The sequence below is a fragment of the Streptomyces akebiae genome, assembly GCF_019599145.1.
In the GTDB taxonomy this organism is placed as follows: domain Bacteria; phylum Actinomycetota; class Actinomycetes; order Streptomycetales; family Streptomycetaceae; genus Streptomyces; species Streptomyces akebiae.
This window is the reverse complement of record NZ_CP080647.1, coordinates 5,846,180-5,863,342: the sequence shown is the minus strand read 5'-3', so window position 1 is coordinate 5,863,342 and position 17,163 is coordinate 5,846,180. Positions and strand designations below refer to the sequence as shown.

At 68.1% G+C, this 17,163-nt stretch carries 12 protein-coding genes and 2 pseudogenes; 5 read left to right on the top strand and 9 right to left on the bottom strand.

Annotated features, from left to right (window positions below):
- Window positions 1-33: 33 nt before the first annotated feature.
- The 7 genes from K1J60_RS25330 to K1J60_RS25300 all read right to left on the bottom strand — a co-directional run bounded on the left by K1J60_RS25330 (window position 34) and on the right by K1J60_RS25300 (window position 9,011).
- Window positions 34-1,116, bottom strand: a complete 1,083-nt coding sequence (locus K1J60_RS25330; RefSeq protein ID WP_398684286.1) for an RNA polymerase sigma factor — start codon at window positions 1,114-1,116, stop codon at window positions 34-36.
- 52 nt (window positions 1,117-1,168) lie between these two features.
- Entirely contained in the window at window positions 1,169-1,564 is a 396-nt protein-coding gene (locus K1J60_RS47200; protein ID WP_220648181.1) for a helix-turn-helix domain-containing protein, read from the bottom strand.
- Between the two features lie 740 nt (window positions 1,565-2,304).
- Window positions 2,305-3,723: an ATP-binding protein gene (locus tag K1J60_RS25320; protein WP_220648180.1), complete on the bottom strand. Its 1,419-nt coding sequence runs from the start codon at window positions 3,721-3,723 to the stop codon at window positions 2,305-2,307.
- 776 nt (window positions 3,724-4,499) lie between these two features.
- Window positions 4,500-5,033 (bottom strand): hypothetical protein, encoded by a 534-nt coding sequence (locus K1J60_RS25315; RefSeq protein ID WP_398683298.1) that lies wholly within the window; start codon window positions 5,031-5,033, stop codon window positions 4,500-4,502.
- A 94-nt stretch (window positions 5,034-5,127) separates the two neighbouring features.
- The gene (locus K1J60_RS25310) at window positions 5,128-7,107 is read right to left on the bottom strand and encodes a hypothetical protein (protein WP_220648178.1); all 1,980 of its coding nucleotides are present in this window, start codon (window positions 7,105-7,107) and stop codon (window positions 5,128-5,130) included.
- On the bottom strand, window positions 7,104-8,267 hold the full coding sequence (locus K1J60_RS25305; RefSeq protein ID WP_220648177.1) for a 5'-methylthioadenosine/S-adenosylhomocysteine nucleosidase family protein: 1,164 nt from the start codon (window positions 8,265-8,267) through the stop codon (window positions 7,104-7,106). The genes K1J60_RS25310 and K1J60_RS25305 overlap by 4 nt, the downstream gene beginning before the upstream one ends.
- Window positions 8,268-9,011 carry an NUDIX hydrolase gene (locus K1J60_RS25300; RefSeq protein WP_220648176.1) on the bottom strand — a complete coding sequence of 248 codons (744 nt, stop codon included), beginning with the start codon at window positions 9,009-9,011 and terminating at the stop codon, window positions 8,268-8,270.
- A 783-nt stretch (window positions 9,012-9,794) separates the two neighbouring features.
- On the opposite strand from K1J60_RS25300, the gene K1J60_RS25295 reads away from it, so the two are divergent.
- Window positions 9,795-10,361 (top strand): Uma2 family endonuclease, encoded by a 567-nt coding sequence (locus K1J60_RS25295; protein WP_152169612.1) that lies wholly within the window; start codon window positions 9,795-9,797, stop codon window positions 10,359-10,361.
- Between the two features lie 608 nt (window positions 10,362-10,969).
- On the opposite strand, the pseudogene K1J60_RS25290 reads toward K1J60_RS25295, so the two are convergent.
- Window positions 10,970-11,689, bottom strand: a pseudogene (locus K1J60_RS25290) (tyrosine-type recombinase/integrase); the annotation flags it as partial.
- Window positions 11,690-11,956: 267 nt separating this feature from the next.
- On the opposite strand from K1J60_RS25290, the pseudogene K1J60_RS46075 reads away from it, so the two are divergent.
- Window positions 11,957-12,112: pseudogene (locus tag K1J60_RS46075) on the top strand (GNAT family N-acetyltransferase); the annotation flags it as partial.
- A gap of 183 nt (window positions 12,113-12,295) precedes the next feature.
- Here the strand turns inward: K1J60_RS46075 and K1J60_RS25285 are convergent.
- Entirely contained in the window at window positions 12,296-13,291 is a 996-nt protein-coding gene (locus K1J60_RS25285) for an Lrp/AsnC family transcriptional regulator (RefSeq protein WP_220648175.1), read from the bottom strand.
- Window positions 13,292-13,415: 124 nt separating this feature from the next.
- On the opposite strand from K1J60_RS25285, the gene K1J60_RS25280 reads away from it, so the two are divergent.
- The 3 genes from K1J60_RS25280 to K1J60_RS25270 all read left to right on the top strand — a co-directional run bounded on the left by K1J60_RS25280 (window position 13,416) and on the right by K1J60_RS25270 (window position 16,904).
- Entirely contained in the window at window positions 13,416-13,634 is a 219-nt protein-coding gene (locus K1J60_RS25280; RefSeq protein ID WP_220648174.1) for a hypothetical protein, read from the top strand.
- A gap of 142 nt (window positions 13,635-13,776) precedes the next feature.
- Window positions 13,777-15,096 (top strand): glycine cleavage T C-terminal barrel domain-containing protein, encoded by a 1,320-nt coding sequence (locus K1J60_RS25275; protein WP_220648173.1) that lies wholly within the window; start codon window positions 13,777-13,779, stop codon window positions 15,094-15,096.
- Window positions 15,097-15,257: 161 nt separating this feature from the next.
- Window positions 15,258-16,904, top strand: coding sequence for an MFS transporter (locus K1J60_RS25270; protein ID WP_398683297.1), 1,647 nt, complete (start codon window positions 15,258-15,260; stop codon window positions 16,902-16,904).
- Window positions 16,905-17,163 lie beyond the last annotated feature (259 nt).

Sequence of the window (17,163 nt, the reverse complement as noted above, 5' to 3'; positions counted from 1 at the left end):
ATTTTTTCGAGAGAGTGCGCGGACGCTGTGACCTCAGCGCCGAGCCGGCGGCCGCATTCCCGTCGTCAGCGGTCCGGCAGCAATGTGGCAAGCGCACGGCCCGGCTCGATCGAGCGGAGCCGGCCCCGATGGGTCGAGCAGCGGAACCGGCAGCCGGGACGGGACTACGGCGGACACGTCCGGCCCCGTCGGCAGAGCCAGTTCGGGGCCTTCCGGCAGGGCGGGCAAGGTTGGCAGGGCAGGCAAGGTTGGCAGGGCGGGCAAGGTTGGCAGGGCGGCCAAAGTTGGCAGGGTTGGCAGGGTTGGCAGAACAGTGCCCCGCAGGTTCGACGGGGCCGCGGACGCCGGCGCCAGGGCACCCGCGGCCGTCCGCGACACCGGACCGTCCCCGAGCCCGACGGGAAGACCGGACAAGGCCGTCTCGGACGGAATCGATTCTCGCCCCGCTGAGGGCCCCGGACCTGCGGGGAGATACGTCACGTACGGACGCCGCGAAAGCGGATCCTCCTCGGTCTCCGCTTCGGAAGGTGCGCTCAGGGCCAGTCCCGCCACCGTCAGGGTCACCGCCACGGACGCCAACGCGGCTGCCTGCGCGGATGTCTGCGCGGCTTCCTTCACCACTCGCGGCCGCCCGCGCCACACCCAGACGGCGAGAACCAGTGTCGCCTCCAGTACGGCGCGGAGCGCCCTGCGGGCCCTGGCCAGAAGCGACCGAACCGCCTGGTAGCTGAGTCCGGTGCGCTGCGAAATCTGTGCGAGGTCAAAGCCCTGCGCCCGCAGGCTCAACACCTCCGCCTGGCGTAGCGGAAGGTCCGCGCTGTGGCCGGCAAGCCACTTCGCCTCCGCCTGGTCGCACACCGCCTCCTCCACCGTGGCGGGTCCGGCCGCGGCGCGCGCCGAACGGGCGTGAACATCGGCCTCGCGGTTGATCTGCCGATACCGGTCGACGCACAGCCGTATCGTCACCGATGTCAGCCACGCGCCCAGCCGGGCGTCGTCCACGTTGGCGTTTTCCGCCGCACGGACCATGGCTTCGTGTACCGCGTCCTCGGCGTCGTCCACATTCATGGACCGCCGTCGCGCCACCTTCAGCAAGGACTCACGGTGACTCAGCACCCGCTGCCAGCGATCGGCGGGATGCCCGTCCACCGAACGTCGCTCCGCAGGCTCATCGTGTCCGCTCACTGTCGCCTCTCACCCCGCCGAGATCACGTGCCGACCACCGCCCACGAACCAGCACAGCGCGAGGCCCGTGCGTGGGGGCTCCTGTCGATGACGCCGCAACGAACGGGTTCACAACCCAGTACCTCGGCGCGGCTCCTGGTCCTCTGAGTCGGGTTGCGCGCCCCGCGGAGTGGCCGAGGTCCGCGACATCGCCGCGGGCGAACAGGTGGGCACGCGCAGCGTCGTTGAGCTGCAGCCCGTCGGCGAGCAGTTCGGCGACAGCCCGCGACGGCCGGCACGGTCCGGCTTCCGCATCGTGCAGGTAGGAAGCGGACAGGCCGAGCGGCCGTGCGGCTTCGCGTAACCGCCAACCGCGCCGGAGCCTGGCCGCGTTCAGCATCGGGCCGAGTCCAACGGCCGGTATACGGCCGGGCTGTACAGCGAGAACATCTCCCATCGACAACCACCCCAGGTCAGAGGCTAGGCCGCCGCATCGTCGTCCCGATGTCTACGGCATTTCCTGAGCATTACAGGCCCGGCAGCGGCCTGTGGCGTGTGTGACAGCGGACAACAGCGCCCACGGCGCATCGGAGACCGGTCGGCGGATCCGCGCATCCAGCGGCCTCGAAGGGCTTCTGCGCCTTGGGCCCGTGGGAGTCGTCCACCTCCTTCGTCTTCCGCAACCGCCTCTTTCCACGCGGTGAGGTCGTGGACGAGGCGGGACAGGTTGAGGTGGTCGAGCCGGGCGTAGGTGATCGTCACGGTGGTGACCCCGTTGGTTGGGACGGTTCGACGTCGGCTGCGCGTGCGTCAGCCGAAAGCGGCGCGGATGTCGGCGTGCGCGCCGTTGAACGTCGCCGTGTGACGCGCTCAGCACCTGTGTACGCGGACCATGTGTCCCACGTCTTCCGACCGAGGTCGCGGTAGGTGGTGTGCAGCGCTTCGCGCTGGTGGTCCATCCACCGGGTCGCCGAGGGCTTCAGGGCATCGCCCAGCCGACCGTCCCAGCTGGCGGCGGACAGACTCGCGGCTGCCTCGTCCCTCGGTGTCGTCGGCATACGGGCCCAAAGCGGGTGTCGCAGGTTCGAATCCTGCCGGGGGCACAACGCATTACGCCGCTGACCTGGTATCCCGGCGCACTCAGGAGGACCACGCCGCGAGAAGTTCCGCCGGGCCGTACGCGGCGTCGAGCCCCGCGCAGTCGATCCCGCTGCGCGAGACAGCGATCACAGGTACGGGAGCAGGCGTGAGCGCGGCGCGGTGCCGGTGCAGCGCCGCGAGATCGTGCCGGTCGAACGGGGAGTTCTCCAGCCACTTCACCGAGCCCACGAACAACAGTTCCTTGGCGATCGGCGCGCGGTCCGCTCCCACGACGTCGATCTCCACATCGTTGGTACGGGTCCAGTAACCGCCGATGGCGGGGGCGGCCGGGAGGTTCGCGTCGGGCAGCAGCCGCGCCAACGCCTCGCGCACCAGAGGTTCAATGGCCCTGCCACGCCAGCTTGTCCAGTTTTCACGGATGCGCCGCAGTGTCAGGTCACCCCGGCCCCGCTCGATCTCTTCCATCGCCGGACCCAGGAGCTTCAGCCAGAAGCGGAGGTAAGGGTCCGCGACCCGGTAGCGACGATCCTTCGAAGGCCGCGTGGACACGGGAAGCTCCGCCGCGATCACCCGTTTGTCCGCGAGGATCCCCAGCGACCGCTGTAGCGGGGTCGCCCCGATCCCGCCGGCGGCGCGGGCGATGTTGGAGAACGTCCGCTCACCGCTGCCGATCGCCGAAAGAACGGTGCGTGCCTGGACCTGCTGGGGGAACTCCGCGGCGAGCGAGCGCTCCGCCGATACCAGCAAGGCCGAGACCGGATCGCTGAGCGCCGCCCGCAGGAACTCCCACATCCCGGCGCCGTGCGTCCACTCCGCACAGATCAGAGGCAGTCCACCGGTGATCAAGGCCGCGTCGAAGGCCGAGGCGGGATCGAGGCCGAGCATCTCGCCCACCTCCGCCGGGTTCAGCGGACCCAGCACCATCTCCCGTCCGCGCTGGTGGAACGGGCGTCCATAGCTGTTCAGCGCCTCCATCATCGACAGGTCGGAACCGATGAGAACCAGCAGAACCGGCTTTTTCTCCAGCACTCGGTCCCAGGCCCGCTGAAGCATGCCTTCGAAGGCGCCCTCCGCATCCATCAAATAGGGCACCTCGTCCACGACCACCACACTCGCCCGGTCGTGCGGCAGTGCCGCCGCCAGTACGTCGAAGGCCGCATCCCAACTCGCCGGACGGGCCGCGGACAGCAGATTCGCCAGCGGAAGGCTGGACGACTGCGCATCCTGGCTGAGCCGCTCCAGGTCCGCCCCCGGCGACGCCCCTGTGGCGGCATAGAAGAGGAACGGCGCACCGGACCTCTCGGCGAACCGCTCCACCAATCGCGACTTACCCACCCGGCGGCGCCCTCGAAGCATCACGCACCGCCCGGGCCGCTCCCCACCGACCCCGGCCGTCACCTTGCCCAGCTCGCGATCCAGCGTTTCGAGCTCATACCGCCTGCCCACGAAATCTGCCATGCCGCCGCCTCCCCAGTGCCACGCCTCCCGCAGATACTAACATCACAGTTAGCAACATTAGTGTTAGTTACAGGATGGGCTTGGGGAGGCACCACTCCCCCGGTGCACCCACGGGAGACGATCAGCCTTCCGCGCCCCGGCACGGTTCGCCATTGGACACCCCACGGTCACCGGATGCGTGAGCGGCGCGTGAGCGGACTGCACAACAAGAGCCGTCCTGACCCGGATGGACCGGCCGTACCAGGCGGCGCCGATCAGGCCGAAGAGCACCACGCGGCACAATCAAGCACCACCCGTCAGAGATTCGACCCCACTCCTAAAGCGGGTGTCGCAGGTTCGAATCCTGCCGGGGGCACAACGCATTAAGCCGCTGACCTGGGGTTTCTCCTCCAGGGAGGCGTTCTATTCGGCCTCGGGCTCCTCGTCCGGGGCCTTTTGCGTGAGCGGACGGGGAGTTGATCTCCCGACCGTCTCCCAACGGATCAGCACGTTCGGCACGGATTCCGTATCGGGCTCCTCCCCGTCGGCGGGTTCGAGCTCCGCTTCAAGCGGTGTTCTCGGAGGTGGCATGGCTTCGCGGTACGAGCCGGGCCGCGGCCTCGGCGATCGCCAGATCCGCCGCTTCAGGGAGCAGGCACTGCAGATCGTGGTTTGCCACGAGTGCCCGGAGCTGGTCCGGCCAGGTCTCCCGGATCGGTACAGCGAGAGCGGCCGGGGTACTCGGCCGTGCCGGTCGGGACGACGAATTGAACGTGAAGCGTGGCGGCAGAGCAGCGCTACCGCTCCGCATAGCGAAGGAACTGCCACCCCAGTACTGCCAGGGCAAGTGTCTGTGCGAAGGAGACGATCACGAGTAATGGCTGGACGGCGGCAGAGCACCAGAACGCGGTCACGCAGATCATCGGCAAGGCCAAGTACGTGAGCAGATCCACAGCGGTCTGTAGTCGCTTGCGCGTGGTGCGGCTCGCATCGTCGCGGTGGTAGATCTCCCAGCCGAACACTGCGCCGTGAGCGCCGCTGAGCTCGGCCAGCCGCGGTCCCAGTTGCTCGCGGATGTAGCGACCCACCGCCGAGATCTTCTCGTCGTTGACCAGGTAGGTCCAGCCCAGGACCAGGCAGATCACAGGGATGGTGAGCAGCAGTTGAGCCTGCCTGCTCTGGACGGTGATGGCCAGGACCGCGGTGGACGCGGCGAGCGTGAAGCAGAGCAGGTTGTCACGGAATCCTATCCGGGTTTTCTGCTCCTCCTTGATGCGGTCGTACTCGGCCAGCAGCAGTCTGCTCTCAGTGAGGTCTTCTGGGGCGGTCATGGCCATTCCTGAGCTGGGAACCCGGCTGGGCTGATGAGTGGGCGGGCAGGGCTCCGGCGCTCCGGCCGCTGCCCGCCCCAAGGACCCGGAAGAGTCAGTCGGCGGCGCGGAAGGGCGGCAGGTTGTTGGGGTTGTTTCGTTCGAGCCAACCCTTTCCGTCCGCCGCGATTCCCTCCAAGAGGCGGAAGGTGTGGGTGAAACCAGCCGAAGCGAGGTTGATCTCGGCGATTTCCCGGGCGTTTTCATCCGGTGCCAGTTGATGGGTGTCGGCGTCCTTGACACGAATGTTCCTGGCCGGCCCGTTGGTGAGGATGAGCTCCAGGTCGTAGCCAACATCGGTGCGTTCCGTGACCTGCACGGAGGAAAACGCGTCGAACCGATAGTTGCTTCGCTGCTCTTTCTCGCGTTTCGCATCGGTGAAATCGAATTCCGTGCTGATTTCACGAACGCCATCCTGAGTGACCAGGAAGAGACGGAAGTTGTAGCGCGAGTATCGCCAAGGACCGCCCTTCACCCGCCCTCGCTTGTAGGGGCGTGCGGGTGTCATCAGGATGGCGTGGGTAATCAGGTCACGCCAGGTGAGCTGGTGGTGGCGGAGCGCTTCGTCGACGAACAGCGTCTTGTCGCACGTGAGCCAGTTCTCCATTTCCAGCTCGCTGGGTCGCGTGGTGTCCAGGAACGACTTCCAGTTCTGGTACGCGACTTTCCGCGCGGTCAACTGCTCTTGATACTGCTGGGTTTCCTCGGCCATTCGGCGCTCTTCGCCTCGGGCCTCCAGCCACGAGAAAGCGGCCGCGCGTCCGGACAAGACCGCACCGACTACGGCCAGGACAGCCATCAGCAGCGACTCGCCGGAACCTGCAGCCACTGTTCCGAGCATGCCCAGAGTGGTGACGCCGAGAGCGATGAGGGCAATCACGCACAGCCCTTGCGCCACCGCAGCCGTCTGGTTCTGGCGACGTTGATCGAACAGAGTTCCTCTGTTGTGGCGGTCTCGGGCATCCTCGGCAAGATAGCGGATCAGCCAGTTGACCCGGTCCACGCTGATTCGGCTCTCGCGGTAGAGAAGCGCGATCTCGGCGACGAGGCTATTACGGATGTGGATGGTATGACCGAGCCATTCCTGCGGGGCGAATCCATGCGGCGCGCGGACACTGAAGTAATGGTCGAACGAATGACGGACGCGGTTGGTGAACCCGTCCCCGGGAGAGGCGGGATCACGTGGGTGCGGGATGTGGGGCTGAGCGTTCTTGGCCTTCAGCTGATGTTCCTGGTACCACCATCGGCTCCCGGAGAAGGCCGCGGCCAGGCCCGCACCGAGCGCCACCAGCAACTCGATGACGGCCGCGGCCGGATTCGCGATCAGCGCCAGGATCCAGAGGAATGCGCTGCTGACGGCGAACAGTCCGGCGCGGACCGGGAGGGCTGCTCGGGCGGCAGCGGCGGTGCTCGGACGGGGCAGCATGGCCCGTGCCCCGATCGGGTCGGGTTCGAAATAGGCCCAGACCCGTTTGACCCGTTCGTTGGCGAAGCGATCTGTCTCGGCCCGTTCGCGGTTCTCGGCCCACAGACCGTCCTTCAGACCTCCGGTGAGTACGAGGTCGAAGTGGCGGAGGATCACGTCACGCCGACGAGGTGACAGGGCCCGCAGCCGCTCCAGTACGCGTCTTGTCTCGCCATCCGCGGTGCTGAGCATCGCCAGCAGTTCGAAGGCGATGCGCAGAGCGTCTTTCCACTCTCCGTCGACGTAGTTCCGTACGAGCCCGGAAGCATGGTGCAGCCGATGGAGTTCTTCGGTGCTGAGGTCGTGGTAGGCGCGTCCACTGAGCATGGCGAGCACCCAGTGGAAACGGACCTCCGCGTTGTCGTATCCGTGAGCGATCGCGTCACTGATCATGTCGCGGGCGCGGCTGGGGATGCCATCCTCCAGGAAGCGGACACCGACGCTGTACTTCTCCTGAGGCGACGCATCAGGATGGACGAAGTAGACGTTGGAATCGTGTACGGTCTCGGCCTGGATTCCGACGGTGGAGTAACTGGCCGAATTGTTCGTGACAGGGCTGCCGTCGATCATGACAAGTCACCCGCCGCGACAACCAGTGGTGCCAGCCTGGAGACCAGCTCGGGAAACTCCGCGATCAGACCGCGTAACCTCTTGAGTGCCATGGTCGCCCTCTTGGACGATTCGGGCGTGCTCTCCCTTGCCGCCCGGCGGGCAAAGCCCAGTTCGGCCAGTGCCTCTCGGTAGGTGTCGTCGTCGGGGGCGCCGTCGGCGTGGTGACGATTCAAATGCTCCCGGAACCTGTCCAGTTCCGCGACCAAGTCCGCCGGACCGGTCACCTTCGGGTCCGCATTCACATAGACGCTGCTCCCGGTGACCGAGCCGGCCATGATGCCAACGGTGCTGTTGTGTGCGGTATTGCTGATGTGCTCCTTGAGTCCGTTGGCCGTACGTGCCCTGTCTGCCTGGGACATCGCGATCTGCTCCTGTTCTCCCACCAGTTCCACGGCCAGCCGTGTGGCGAATGCCGCCGCGCTCGCCGCCGCCCGTGGCTGCCAATTACGGTCCTCCGCGCTGCCCTTCGTACCGTCCGCCCGGTCGCTGATTCCTCGGATGATGGCCACCGGCGCCCCGTTGAGATGACCGGCCTGGGCCACACCGGCGGCCTCCATCTCGATCGCGAGCGCGTCGTTGTAGTGCTGCCGGATCCACCGCGCCTCGGCCGAGATCGTCGAGTTCTGCACGACCTCGCCGGCGGCGATCGCGCCGAAGTGCACGTGCGGCGCGCGCCCATGACTGGGTGCGTAGTCGGCCCAGTCGTTCACACGAGCCAGATGCGAGGCGAGTTGGCTGATACCGTGCGCCGTCTCCCACACGCGGGGACGGGCCTTGAGTCCGTCGTCCTCGCTGGTCCCACCGTGGTAGGCGTACACGTGTGTCGCCATCACCACGTCGCCCAGCCTGGCGGTGTCCCACAGGGCACCTGCGACGCCGACGAACAACACGGCCATCGGCGAAAACTGCTGGATCGCACGCTCAGCGATCACCGCGGCGGAATGATTCCCCTTGTTCGCCAGACCGAGCGCGACACGACATGAAGTGCCCTGCACGGTTCCCACCTCGAACCGCGTTCCACGCTCATGACGGTGAAGCTGTGGACCGGCCAGTTTCCGACGCACAGCCTCGTACTCGAGATTGAGGGCGGTGAGAATCACCACCAGGTCATTCGACATCTACTCCCCTTCCTCTCCCGTGTCCTCTTCCAACCCGGACGGCATAGGTCGGATCAGCGGTGGAGACAACACTGTCTTCGGCCCGGCTCGGTACAGCCGCGCGGGGCGTCCTCCCGTGGTTCTGCGTCCCGAGCCGGCGGGTATGATGAATCCCTTTACAGCCTGGACTTTCCGGTAGAAATTACGGGTGTCGAGTTCGGTACCCCAAACCGCCTCGTACACCTTCTGCAACTCGGCTATGGTGAAGAGTTCTCCGCAGAATGCGGTGGCCAGCGCCGAGAATTCGAGCTTGGTACGAGCGCGTTCGATTCCGTCCGTCACCATCCGGCGGTGATCGAAGGCCAGTTCCAGCTCACCGGACAGGACGGCTTCCGCCGGAACCCACGCAGCATCCACGGCATCCGTTCCCGCGACCGGTTCGGGGAGTCCCGGTGCGATCGCCAAGTAGGCCACAGAAACGACTCGTCCCCGTGGATCACGGGCTGCGTCCCCGTAGATGGCCAACTGCTCAAGATGCACCGACCGGGCACTCAGAGCGGTTTCCTCACTCAACTCGCGGTGGGCGGCGTCCAGGATCTCCTCACCAGCGTGATTGAGGAATCCGCCAGGCAGAGCCTGCATCCCCTGAAAAGGATCTTCGCCCCGCTCAACGAGCAGGACACACAGTCGCCCCTCACGCAGCGTCAGGATCACGAGATCGACCGTCAGTAGTACGGGGATGGGTGACCATGCGTCAACTTGCATAGGGGTTAAGCTACTTCAATTCCTGTCACTATGACAAGAAGGGGTGTACGGAGGCTGCTGGCGCTGTAGGCGGAGGCGCGCCGAGTCCTCGACTCGGCGCCCGCTCCGCGGCCTGGTGTGGGCCGATCGTGGTCAGCTGGTTCGGTGTTGCGTCGAAGCAGCTCGGGGACAGGTACTTGCGTTCCTGGAAGGTGTGGAGAGCTGTCTGGACCGACGGTCGGACGGGGCCACGTCGGTGGAGCCGGCGATCGCACGACAGGACAGACGCCGGACGAGGTGAAGTGCCGACCGTTTCGAATGGAGGAGAAAATGCCGGACCTCAACCTGTCCACTCCCCGGTGCATCGTGCGCAACACACTGGACGAGCCCCAGATCCAGAAGCTGCAGCCGCGCGCCAGCGACAAGTGGGTGCGCGGCATCGGACGGCCCAGGCACCTCGGCGACGCCGTAAGAGTGGCTCTCGCTCCGCCATCACGGCGGCGAGCGACATCTTCTGGGCTCGTTGCAGCCAACGGATCTCGGCCCAGTCCTCCAGTCAGCCTGATCTGCTCACGCCAGAACCATCGAATCCGACCGCGCTTCGGCGTTTCGGTGCGTCCCGCGGTCCGGGTTCTGCGACGGCTCACGTCGCCGAGTGGTGTGGCTGACAAGTCGACCGGCTCGCGTCGTTGCCGGTCGACCGGGGGGGTGGGCGTGAGCGAGATCAGCATGCCGCACGGACGGCAGACAGTACGCTGAATCCTGCGGGATCGGGCCCGCAGCACAGTGTCCGGGAGGTGCTTCATGACGGCCGAGATGGTGGCCCCGGCGTGGATGCATGAGCAGATCACGGCGGAGGTCTACGAGTCCTGGTCCGAGGAGCAGTGCGCCGGTATCGAGATCGTGGACGGGATGGTCGTCGTGAGTCCGAGCGCGTCCAAGCGGCACAACCGACTGGCGCGGATTCTCGCGAACGCCCTGGATGCCGCCGCGGGCCCGGAGTGGAACGCCGACACGGACTTCGACGTCCGGCTTCAGGACGTCCCGCTCACCAATCGTCGCCCGGACGTCGTCGTGTACCGCGCAGACACGATCGACATCACCCCGACCCGCCCTGAACACGTGCTGCTGGTCGCGGAGGTGGTGTCGCCGGGCTCGGAGACCACCGACCGGATCGTGAAGGTCGATCAGTACGCCAAGGCAGGCATCGGCTTCTACTGGCGGATCGAGCAGGCCGCGACAGGCGTGGCTCTCGTCTACACCTACGTTCTCGACCCCGCGACGAAGACCTATCGGGACGGAGACGTCTTCACCGGCGTCCTCAAGGCAGCAGCCCCCTTCCCGGTGGAGATCGACCTCGGCCAGATCTGACCATGCGCCGCTCAGCAGTCGGCAGCGCGTGAGCGATGCGTGAGCGGACGGTCCGCGACAGGGCGGCATGAGCCGGATCAAGTGGCTCGCCGCGCGGCTCTGACCAGGGCAAACAGCACCGTGCGGCAGCGCCAGGCACCACCCGGCAAGGATTCGATCCCACTCCTAAAGCGGGTGTCGCAGGTTCGAATCCTGCCGGGGGCACAGAGAAAGGGCCAGCTCAGGAGGGTTTCCTCCCAGGCTGGCCCTTCGTGGTGTTCGGGGTCGTGCCACACGCGTGCCACTACACGGCAGAGTCCTGGTGTGGGTAGGGGACTGCCTTCGGCACGAAGAGGCTCAGCCGAAAGGTGGTCGGTTGTGTCAGGCGCCCACAGAGCCTGTCCACCCGCACCGCCGTCCAGTCGATCTGGGCGTCCGACGCTCGGAGACGGCGGATATGAGCGTGCCAATCCGACTCGTCCTGGGTTTCGAAAAGCACCTCCCAGCGGCCCGCCTCAGGCGCGAAACGAGCAGCAGCCCGCTGCGTCTCGTCCTGCTGGTGACGTCTTCTCTTGCGCTGCCCTGGCATCTGCCAAGCATCGCCAGCATCGGCCGTGGCAGCAAGACCGTCACCCATCCCCTGGACCGGAGGTCCCTCCCCCACCCTCTCGGATCATGGTCCCAAGCCGGTCGGCGATGGCCCGGTCCCGGTCGCTGGTCATGTGCTGGTCGATCAGCGCGGCCCGGGAGCTGCTGTGCCCCATCCGCGTCATCAGCTCCCGCGTGCCGGCCCCGGCTGTCGAGGCCAGCGTGTTGCCCGTGTGCCGCAGATCGTGGAAGTGCAGCCCGGCCGTGAGGCCCGCGGCCTTTCGAGCCTTGACCCAGTCGTCCCGGAAGTTGCTCCGCCGCAGTTGCCCGCCCTGCGGTACGACGAAGACGTGCCCGTCGCGGCCAGGAGCGGCGAATTGCTCCAGGTGATGCGTGACCGCGTCGAGCAGTTCGGCCGGGAAGGAGACGGAGCGCACCCCGGCTGCGGACTTCGGCGCCTTGTCGAAGAGCCGGCCGTCCTGCAGTTCGGCCTGAGCCCGGCAGACGGTGACGGTCAACCCTTCCAGGTCGATGTCCCGGCGCCGCAGAGCCGCCAGCTCTCCGAACCGCAGGGTGGTGAAGGCCGCCAGGAGCACGAGCAGTCGGTAGCGCGGCGCGATGGAGCCGGCGACGGCGAAAACTTCCGCGACCGTGAGGATCGGCCGCTCGGGCACGTCGTAGCGGTCCGCGCCCTTGATACGGCACGGGTTGCGTCGGATCAGTTCGTCGTCCACGGCCGTGTTCATCAGGGCACGCAGCAACTAATACGCCTGCCCGCGCACGGCGCGGGCGCGCGCCGCCTCTGCGGCGCGGCCTGCCTCCTAATCGGGGCCGGTCCGCGCTCCTGCCTTCGTCCCGCGCGGACCGGCCCCGACACCCCCGCTCGCACACAAACAGCGGCAAGGTGACTGTCGTGGTACAAGCCGCCGCCAGGGAACACCTCTCACCGCTCGGCGAACGCACCAGTTCCGCAGCTGACCGAGACCCCGGCGACGACCCACACACCACGACACCTACCCAAACGCACCCACGTCGTTCTCGTCGCCACGCGCGACGAAACCGTTCGTCACGCTCATGGTCAACCCGGCCGGCGGAGACGGAAAGGTCCACGCGCTCTACAAGTCGTGGGGTACCCGGACGTCGGGCAGAGCCAGCCGTCACCGGCCTCACCGGTTCTCTCCGTGTCCACTGCACCCCGACCGAGGCGACCAGACCGAGCGCATGGAGCGGGCCGAAGATCGCGCCGATGGTGTCCATCATCCGCTCGAACCCATGCGCCCTCCAGGACGCTGGTGAGCGGCCCTCGTGAACGTGCGCTCCACCGGTCCAGCGTGGGCCGTGACCCGGTGAGCGGCAACAGTCGGCTCCTACAGGGGCGTCGGCTGTACGAGGCGGCCGTGGAAGACGAGTGAGGCGGCCTGTTTCAGGCGGCGGACGCGGATGCTGACCTCGTAGGCGTCGATGCCGTCGATGGCGGCGACGCGGGTGGTGAGATAGCGGTAGAAGTCTTCGGCGTCGCGGCAGATGACGCTGACCATCAGGTTGTGCCGGCCGCTGATGGCGCCGGCGAAGGCGACCTCGGTGTGCCGGGCGAGTTCCTCGCCGGCCTGCTTGAGGCGGGCGGGGGCGACGCGCAGCCAGAGGGTGGCGTTGAGGGTGTGGCCCAGGCGCTCGGGCAGCAGTTCCACGTCGTAGAAGAGAGTGCCGGAAGTCTCCAGGGCTTCCAGTCGACGGGCGACGCGCGCGTTGGACCAGCCGGTGAGCTCGGCAAGGCGGGTGTGTGTGGTGCGGCCGTCCTCAGCGAGGGCGTCCAGCAGCGGGGTGTCCTCGTCCGTGGGGGGCCGCGGCGGCCCCGCGGGGGTGGGTGGCCGGTCACCGGTGAGCTGCCGTACCTGGTCGGGGGTGAGGCCGGCGCCGTAGCCGGTCCATTCACTGGTGCCGGTCTCGCCGAAGGGGTGCAGGAGCAGGTCGATGCTGACGTCGAGGACGGAGGCCGAGCGGGGCAGCTGGCGCAGCAGGACGTCGTCGCGCTGAGCCTCGACGGGGGAGCGGATCATGCAGATGATCTCCGAGCCACCGGAGGCGAGGTTGGCATAGGCGATGTCCGGCCGCTTGGCCAGGGAGTCCGCCAGCGGGCCGACCCGATCGGGACGGGAACGGATGCGGGCCACCCAATGGGCCTGCCCGTACACCGCAGGGTTGACCAGGCCGATCACCCGCATCACCCCGCTGCGGCGCAGGGCGTGGTAGCGACGGGCGGCGGTCTGCTCCGACACGCCCGTCACCTCGCCGATGCGCCGGAAGGGGGCGCGGGGCGCACATTGGAGTGCGTGGAGGATTTTCCTGTCCACATCGTCGTTCACGGGGAGAGTTTGTCATCCGGTGGATCAGAGTGGAGGCTTTTGTTCGTCTCGGGCTGCAAAGTTCATGGTCGGAGGCGGCGCGGCGGATGCTGGGGCGTGTCCTTGAGGAAAGGCCGTGACTCCCATGAGCACGCGGTTGGTACCGGCCGTGGTCTGCCTCGGCACGTTCGTCCTGCTGATGCACCTGACCGCGGCGGGTGTGGGGCGACCCCACCAGGCGGCGTCGCGCACCGGTGCCTCCCTCATCCAGCGGGTCGTCGGTGACGTGGCTCCGGTGCCGGCGGCTGTGCTTGCGGGCGTCTGCGGGTCGGCTGCCCGGCGGGGTGTCGCTGCCGCTCCCTGACCGGCCCGGAGCGTCCGCCTCGCATCCCCCGGGCGCTCCGGGCCATGAAGCGGCGCTGTGCCGACGCGCCGACCGCACCACGACACACACGACACACACGACACGCGAGCAGCGCCTGATCATCAGAGAGGCATCCGTCCCCGTGCACTTCACCGTCGACGCCTTCCGCTCGACACCCCCGTTCGACATCCTCGCCAAGCTCTTCGGGCAGCCGGAGCACACCGACTGGCTCGACGAGAGCCTGTCGTGGAAGCAGACCTGTTACATCGGTGACTGGTCGTTCCTGCCGCAGACCCGCTTCCGCGGTCCCGGCGTACCGGAGCTGTTCTCGGGGATCTCGGTCAACTCCTTCCGGAGGTTCCCGGCAGGCGCCTCCAAGCACATCGTGCAGACCAACACGCACGGCCATGTCATGAGCGAGGGCATCCTGACCCGGCTGGACGAGGAGGACTACGTCTTCCACGGGCCGGGTGGCGACTGGGCCCGGTACAACCTGGAGCACGGCGACTTCAAGGCCACTGCCGAGGACGAGGACTGGTTCGTGTACCAGGTCTCCGGCCCCGCCTCGATCCCGCTGCTGCTGGATCTGACCGGCGACGAGCGGCTGCTGGACACCCCCTACATGCATACGGTGCCCATCACCCTCGCCGGGCACCCCGTCCGGGCGCTGCGGCAGGGCATGACCGGCGAGGTCGGGTTCGAGTTGCAGGGCCCGCGCGAGATCGGCGGCGCCGTGTACGACGCGGTCGTTCAGGCCGGGCAGAAGTACGGCATCCGGCGCCTCGGCAACCGGGCCGCGCCCGTCAACCACCTGGAGAACGCGGTTCCCACCCGGAACCTGGACTACCTGCCCGCCCTGTACGAGCCCGAGCAGGCCGACTTCCTCGCCCACCTGCTCGGCTCGCCCTGGCACATCCCGCGGGCGTTCATCGCCGGCAGTTTCCAGGGCGAGTCGCTGCGCGACTACTACCGTGACCCGGTCGAGCTCGGCTGGACCAGGCAGATCAGCTTCGACCACACCTTCCTCGGCGACGCCGTCCTCAAGGAGCGGCTCGCCGAGCCCGCGCGGGTGTTGCGCACCCTGGTGTGGAACAGCGACGACGTCCTCGACGTGCACCGCTCGCTGTACGGCGACGGCCCGCACCACACCTTCATGGACATGCCCCGCGACCTGCGCGGCCACCTGTGGATGGACCGAGTGGAGCGCGGCGGCGTCCCCGTCGGCACGGCCACCTCGCGCGGCTACAGCTACTACTTCCGCAAGATGCTCTCCCTGGCCGTGCTGAACGTCGCCGACGCCGAGATCGGCACGCAGGTCGACGTCGTCTGGGGTGATCCCGGCGACCCGGTCAAGCGCATCCGGGCCACCGTCGCCAAGGCCCCCTTCAAACGCGTCCGTTCACGCGATGGGCTACGCGCCCACCTGGCCGCGTACCGGGCCGGGTCCGGACCGGCCGCGTAAGCCGCGGGAAACCCCACCCACCGACGCCTCCGGGACGCCACCGGCGACATCCCGCAGGTCAGGGCTGCCCGCCCCGGCACGGCAGCCTCCGTGCATCAACCCCTGCCCCACCCAACCGACCGCGGCACACCACGCCGCACGGGAGAAAGCGGAGAATTTCCGTGAACGCCACCACAACGGCGATCAGGCCGACCGACCGGCGGGCGACCACCATCGTCATGGCCTGCCTCGGCGTGTTCGTCGCCTACCTGCCGATCACCACGGTCGCCGTCAGTCTGCCCGCCATCCAGCGGGCCCTGCACACCTCGACCGCCCAACTGTCCTGGGTCCAGGACGCGTTCGTCCTGCCCATGGCCGCGTTCATCCTCACCGCAGGCGTCTTCGGTGACGTCCACGGCCGCAAGAAGGTCTTCCAGGCGGGCATGTTCTTCTGCGCCGCCGGGGCGGCGGTCGCCCTGTGTGCGCAGAACATCCAGATGCTGTGGGCCGGGCAGGCCCTGGCCGGTCTGGGCTCGGCCGCTCTGCTGCCCACCACGCTGGCACTGATCAGCCACGCGGTGCCCGACTTCCGCGAGCGCGGCAAGTTCATCGGCATGTGGGCCATGGCCATGCTCGCGGCGCTGGCCGTCGGCCCGGTCATCGCCGGCGTCGTCCTCGACCACTTCGCCTGGCGCTGGATCTACCTGTTGTCCGTCCCCCTCGCGCTGGTCGCGATGGCCGTCGCCGCCCCGTTGCTGACCGACTCGCGCGCCTCGCACGGACGCAAGCTCGACTGGCCCGGCCAGATCACCGCGGCCGTCGCCGTCACCGCCCTGGTCTACGGCGTGATCGAGGGCGGCGCCGACTCCTTCACCGCCACCGAGGTGGTCGCCGCCCTCGCCCTGGGCGTCGTCGCGCTGATCGCGTTCGTCGTGGTGGAGAAGCGCAGCGACAGCCCCATGCTGGACCTGGCGGTGTTCCGCAGCGCGGCCTTCACCGCCACCGCCCTGGTCGCCCTGATCACCTTCCTCGGGCTGATCGGCTTCTTCTTCGTCCTCAGCCTGTACTTCGGCATGGTGCAGCAGCTCGGCACGCTGGAGGCGGGCGCGCGGCTGCTGCTGGTGCCGGTCGCCGCGATCGTGGCCGGAGCCCCGGCCGGGCGGCTCATGCACCGCGTCCCGACCCGCTGGATGATCAGCGTCGGTCTGCTCCTGATCGCCGGCTCCCTGCTGGCCATGACCAACCTCGACGCCGACACCTCCTACGGCTCGATCGCCTGGCGGCTGATCGCGCTGGGCGTCGGCCTCGGCCTCGTCACCACGCCGATGACGGCCACCGCCGTCGCCGCCGTGCCGCACCATCTGGCGGGCATGGCCTCGGCCGCCAACAACGCCTTCCGCCAGGTCGGCGGCGCGCTCGGCCCGGCCGTCCTCGGAGCCCTGCTGTCCACCCGCGTCGTGGACACCCTGCCCGGCCATCTCTCCGACGCCGGTGTGACCGGCACCCAGGCCCAGGCCATCGTCGCCACCGCGAAGGAGGGCGGCCTGGGCGCGGTCGCCGGGATGGACCTCGGCTCCACGGCCAATCAGGTCTACGGCGCCCTGGGCGACTCCCTCCTCGACGGCATGCGCCTGTGCCTCATCGTGGCAGCCGTCCTGGCCCTGATAGCCGCGGCTTGCGCGGTCGTCCTGCTGCGCCGCCCCGAGCAGCGGACCAGGACCGGCGCGGCGCGGACCGCCTCCGTGGCACAGCACGGCAACCCGGACGCATCCGCCGAGAACACCCAGGCGGCCGGCACCGCCCAGCCCTTGGGACACCGCCGCAGCTGACCGGGCGGCAGAGGGAAGGGCATCACCCGCGCCGGTCACACGGGCCGCGGAAGACGGCTGGGACACGTTCGTGCCGTAATGCGCCGATCAGGCAGAACGGACGCCACACGGCACGGTCGAGCATCACCCGGCCGGGACTCGATCCCACTCCTCAAGCGGGTGTCTCAGCTTCGCACCCTGCCGGGGGCACAGGAGAAGGGCACCTACGGACTCTCGTAGGTGCCCTCATCGATGTGTAGCCGCCGGCCCGCCTGGCAGG

Coding starts and splice junctions, on each gene's coding strand:
- K1J60_RS47200 (WP_220648181.1), bottom strand. CDS start 1,564: ATGCTGAACGCGGCCAGGCTCCGGCGCGGTTGGCGGTTACGCGAAGCC.
- K1J60_RS25320 (WP_220648180.1), bottom strand. CDS start 3,723: ATGGCAGATTTCGTGGGCAGGCGGTATGAGCTCGAAACGCTGGATCGC.
- K1J60_RS25315 (WP_398683298.1), bottom strand. CDS start 5,033: ATGACCGCCCCAGAAGACCTCACTGAGAGCAGACTGCTGCTGGCCGAG.
- K1J60_RS25310 (WP_220648178.1), bottom strand. CDS start 7,107: ATGATCGACGGCAGCCCTGTCACGAACAATTCGGCCAGTTACTCCACC.
- K1J60_RS25305 (WP_220648177.1), bottom strand. CDS start 8,267: ATGTCGAATGACCTGGTGGTGATTCTCACCGCCCTCAATCTCGAGTAC.
- K1J60_RS25300 (WP_220648176.1), bottom strand. CDS start 9,011: ATGCAAGTTGACGCATGGTCACCCATCCCCGTACTACTGACGGTCGAT.
- K1J60_RS25295 (WP_152169612.1), top strand. CDS start 9,795: ATGACGGCCGAGATGGTGGCCCCGGCGTGGATGCATGAGCAGATCACG.
- K1J60_RS25280 (WP_220648174.1), top strand. CDS start 13,416: ATGAGCACGCGGTTGGTACCGGCCGTGGTCTGCCTCGGCACGTTCGTC.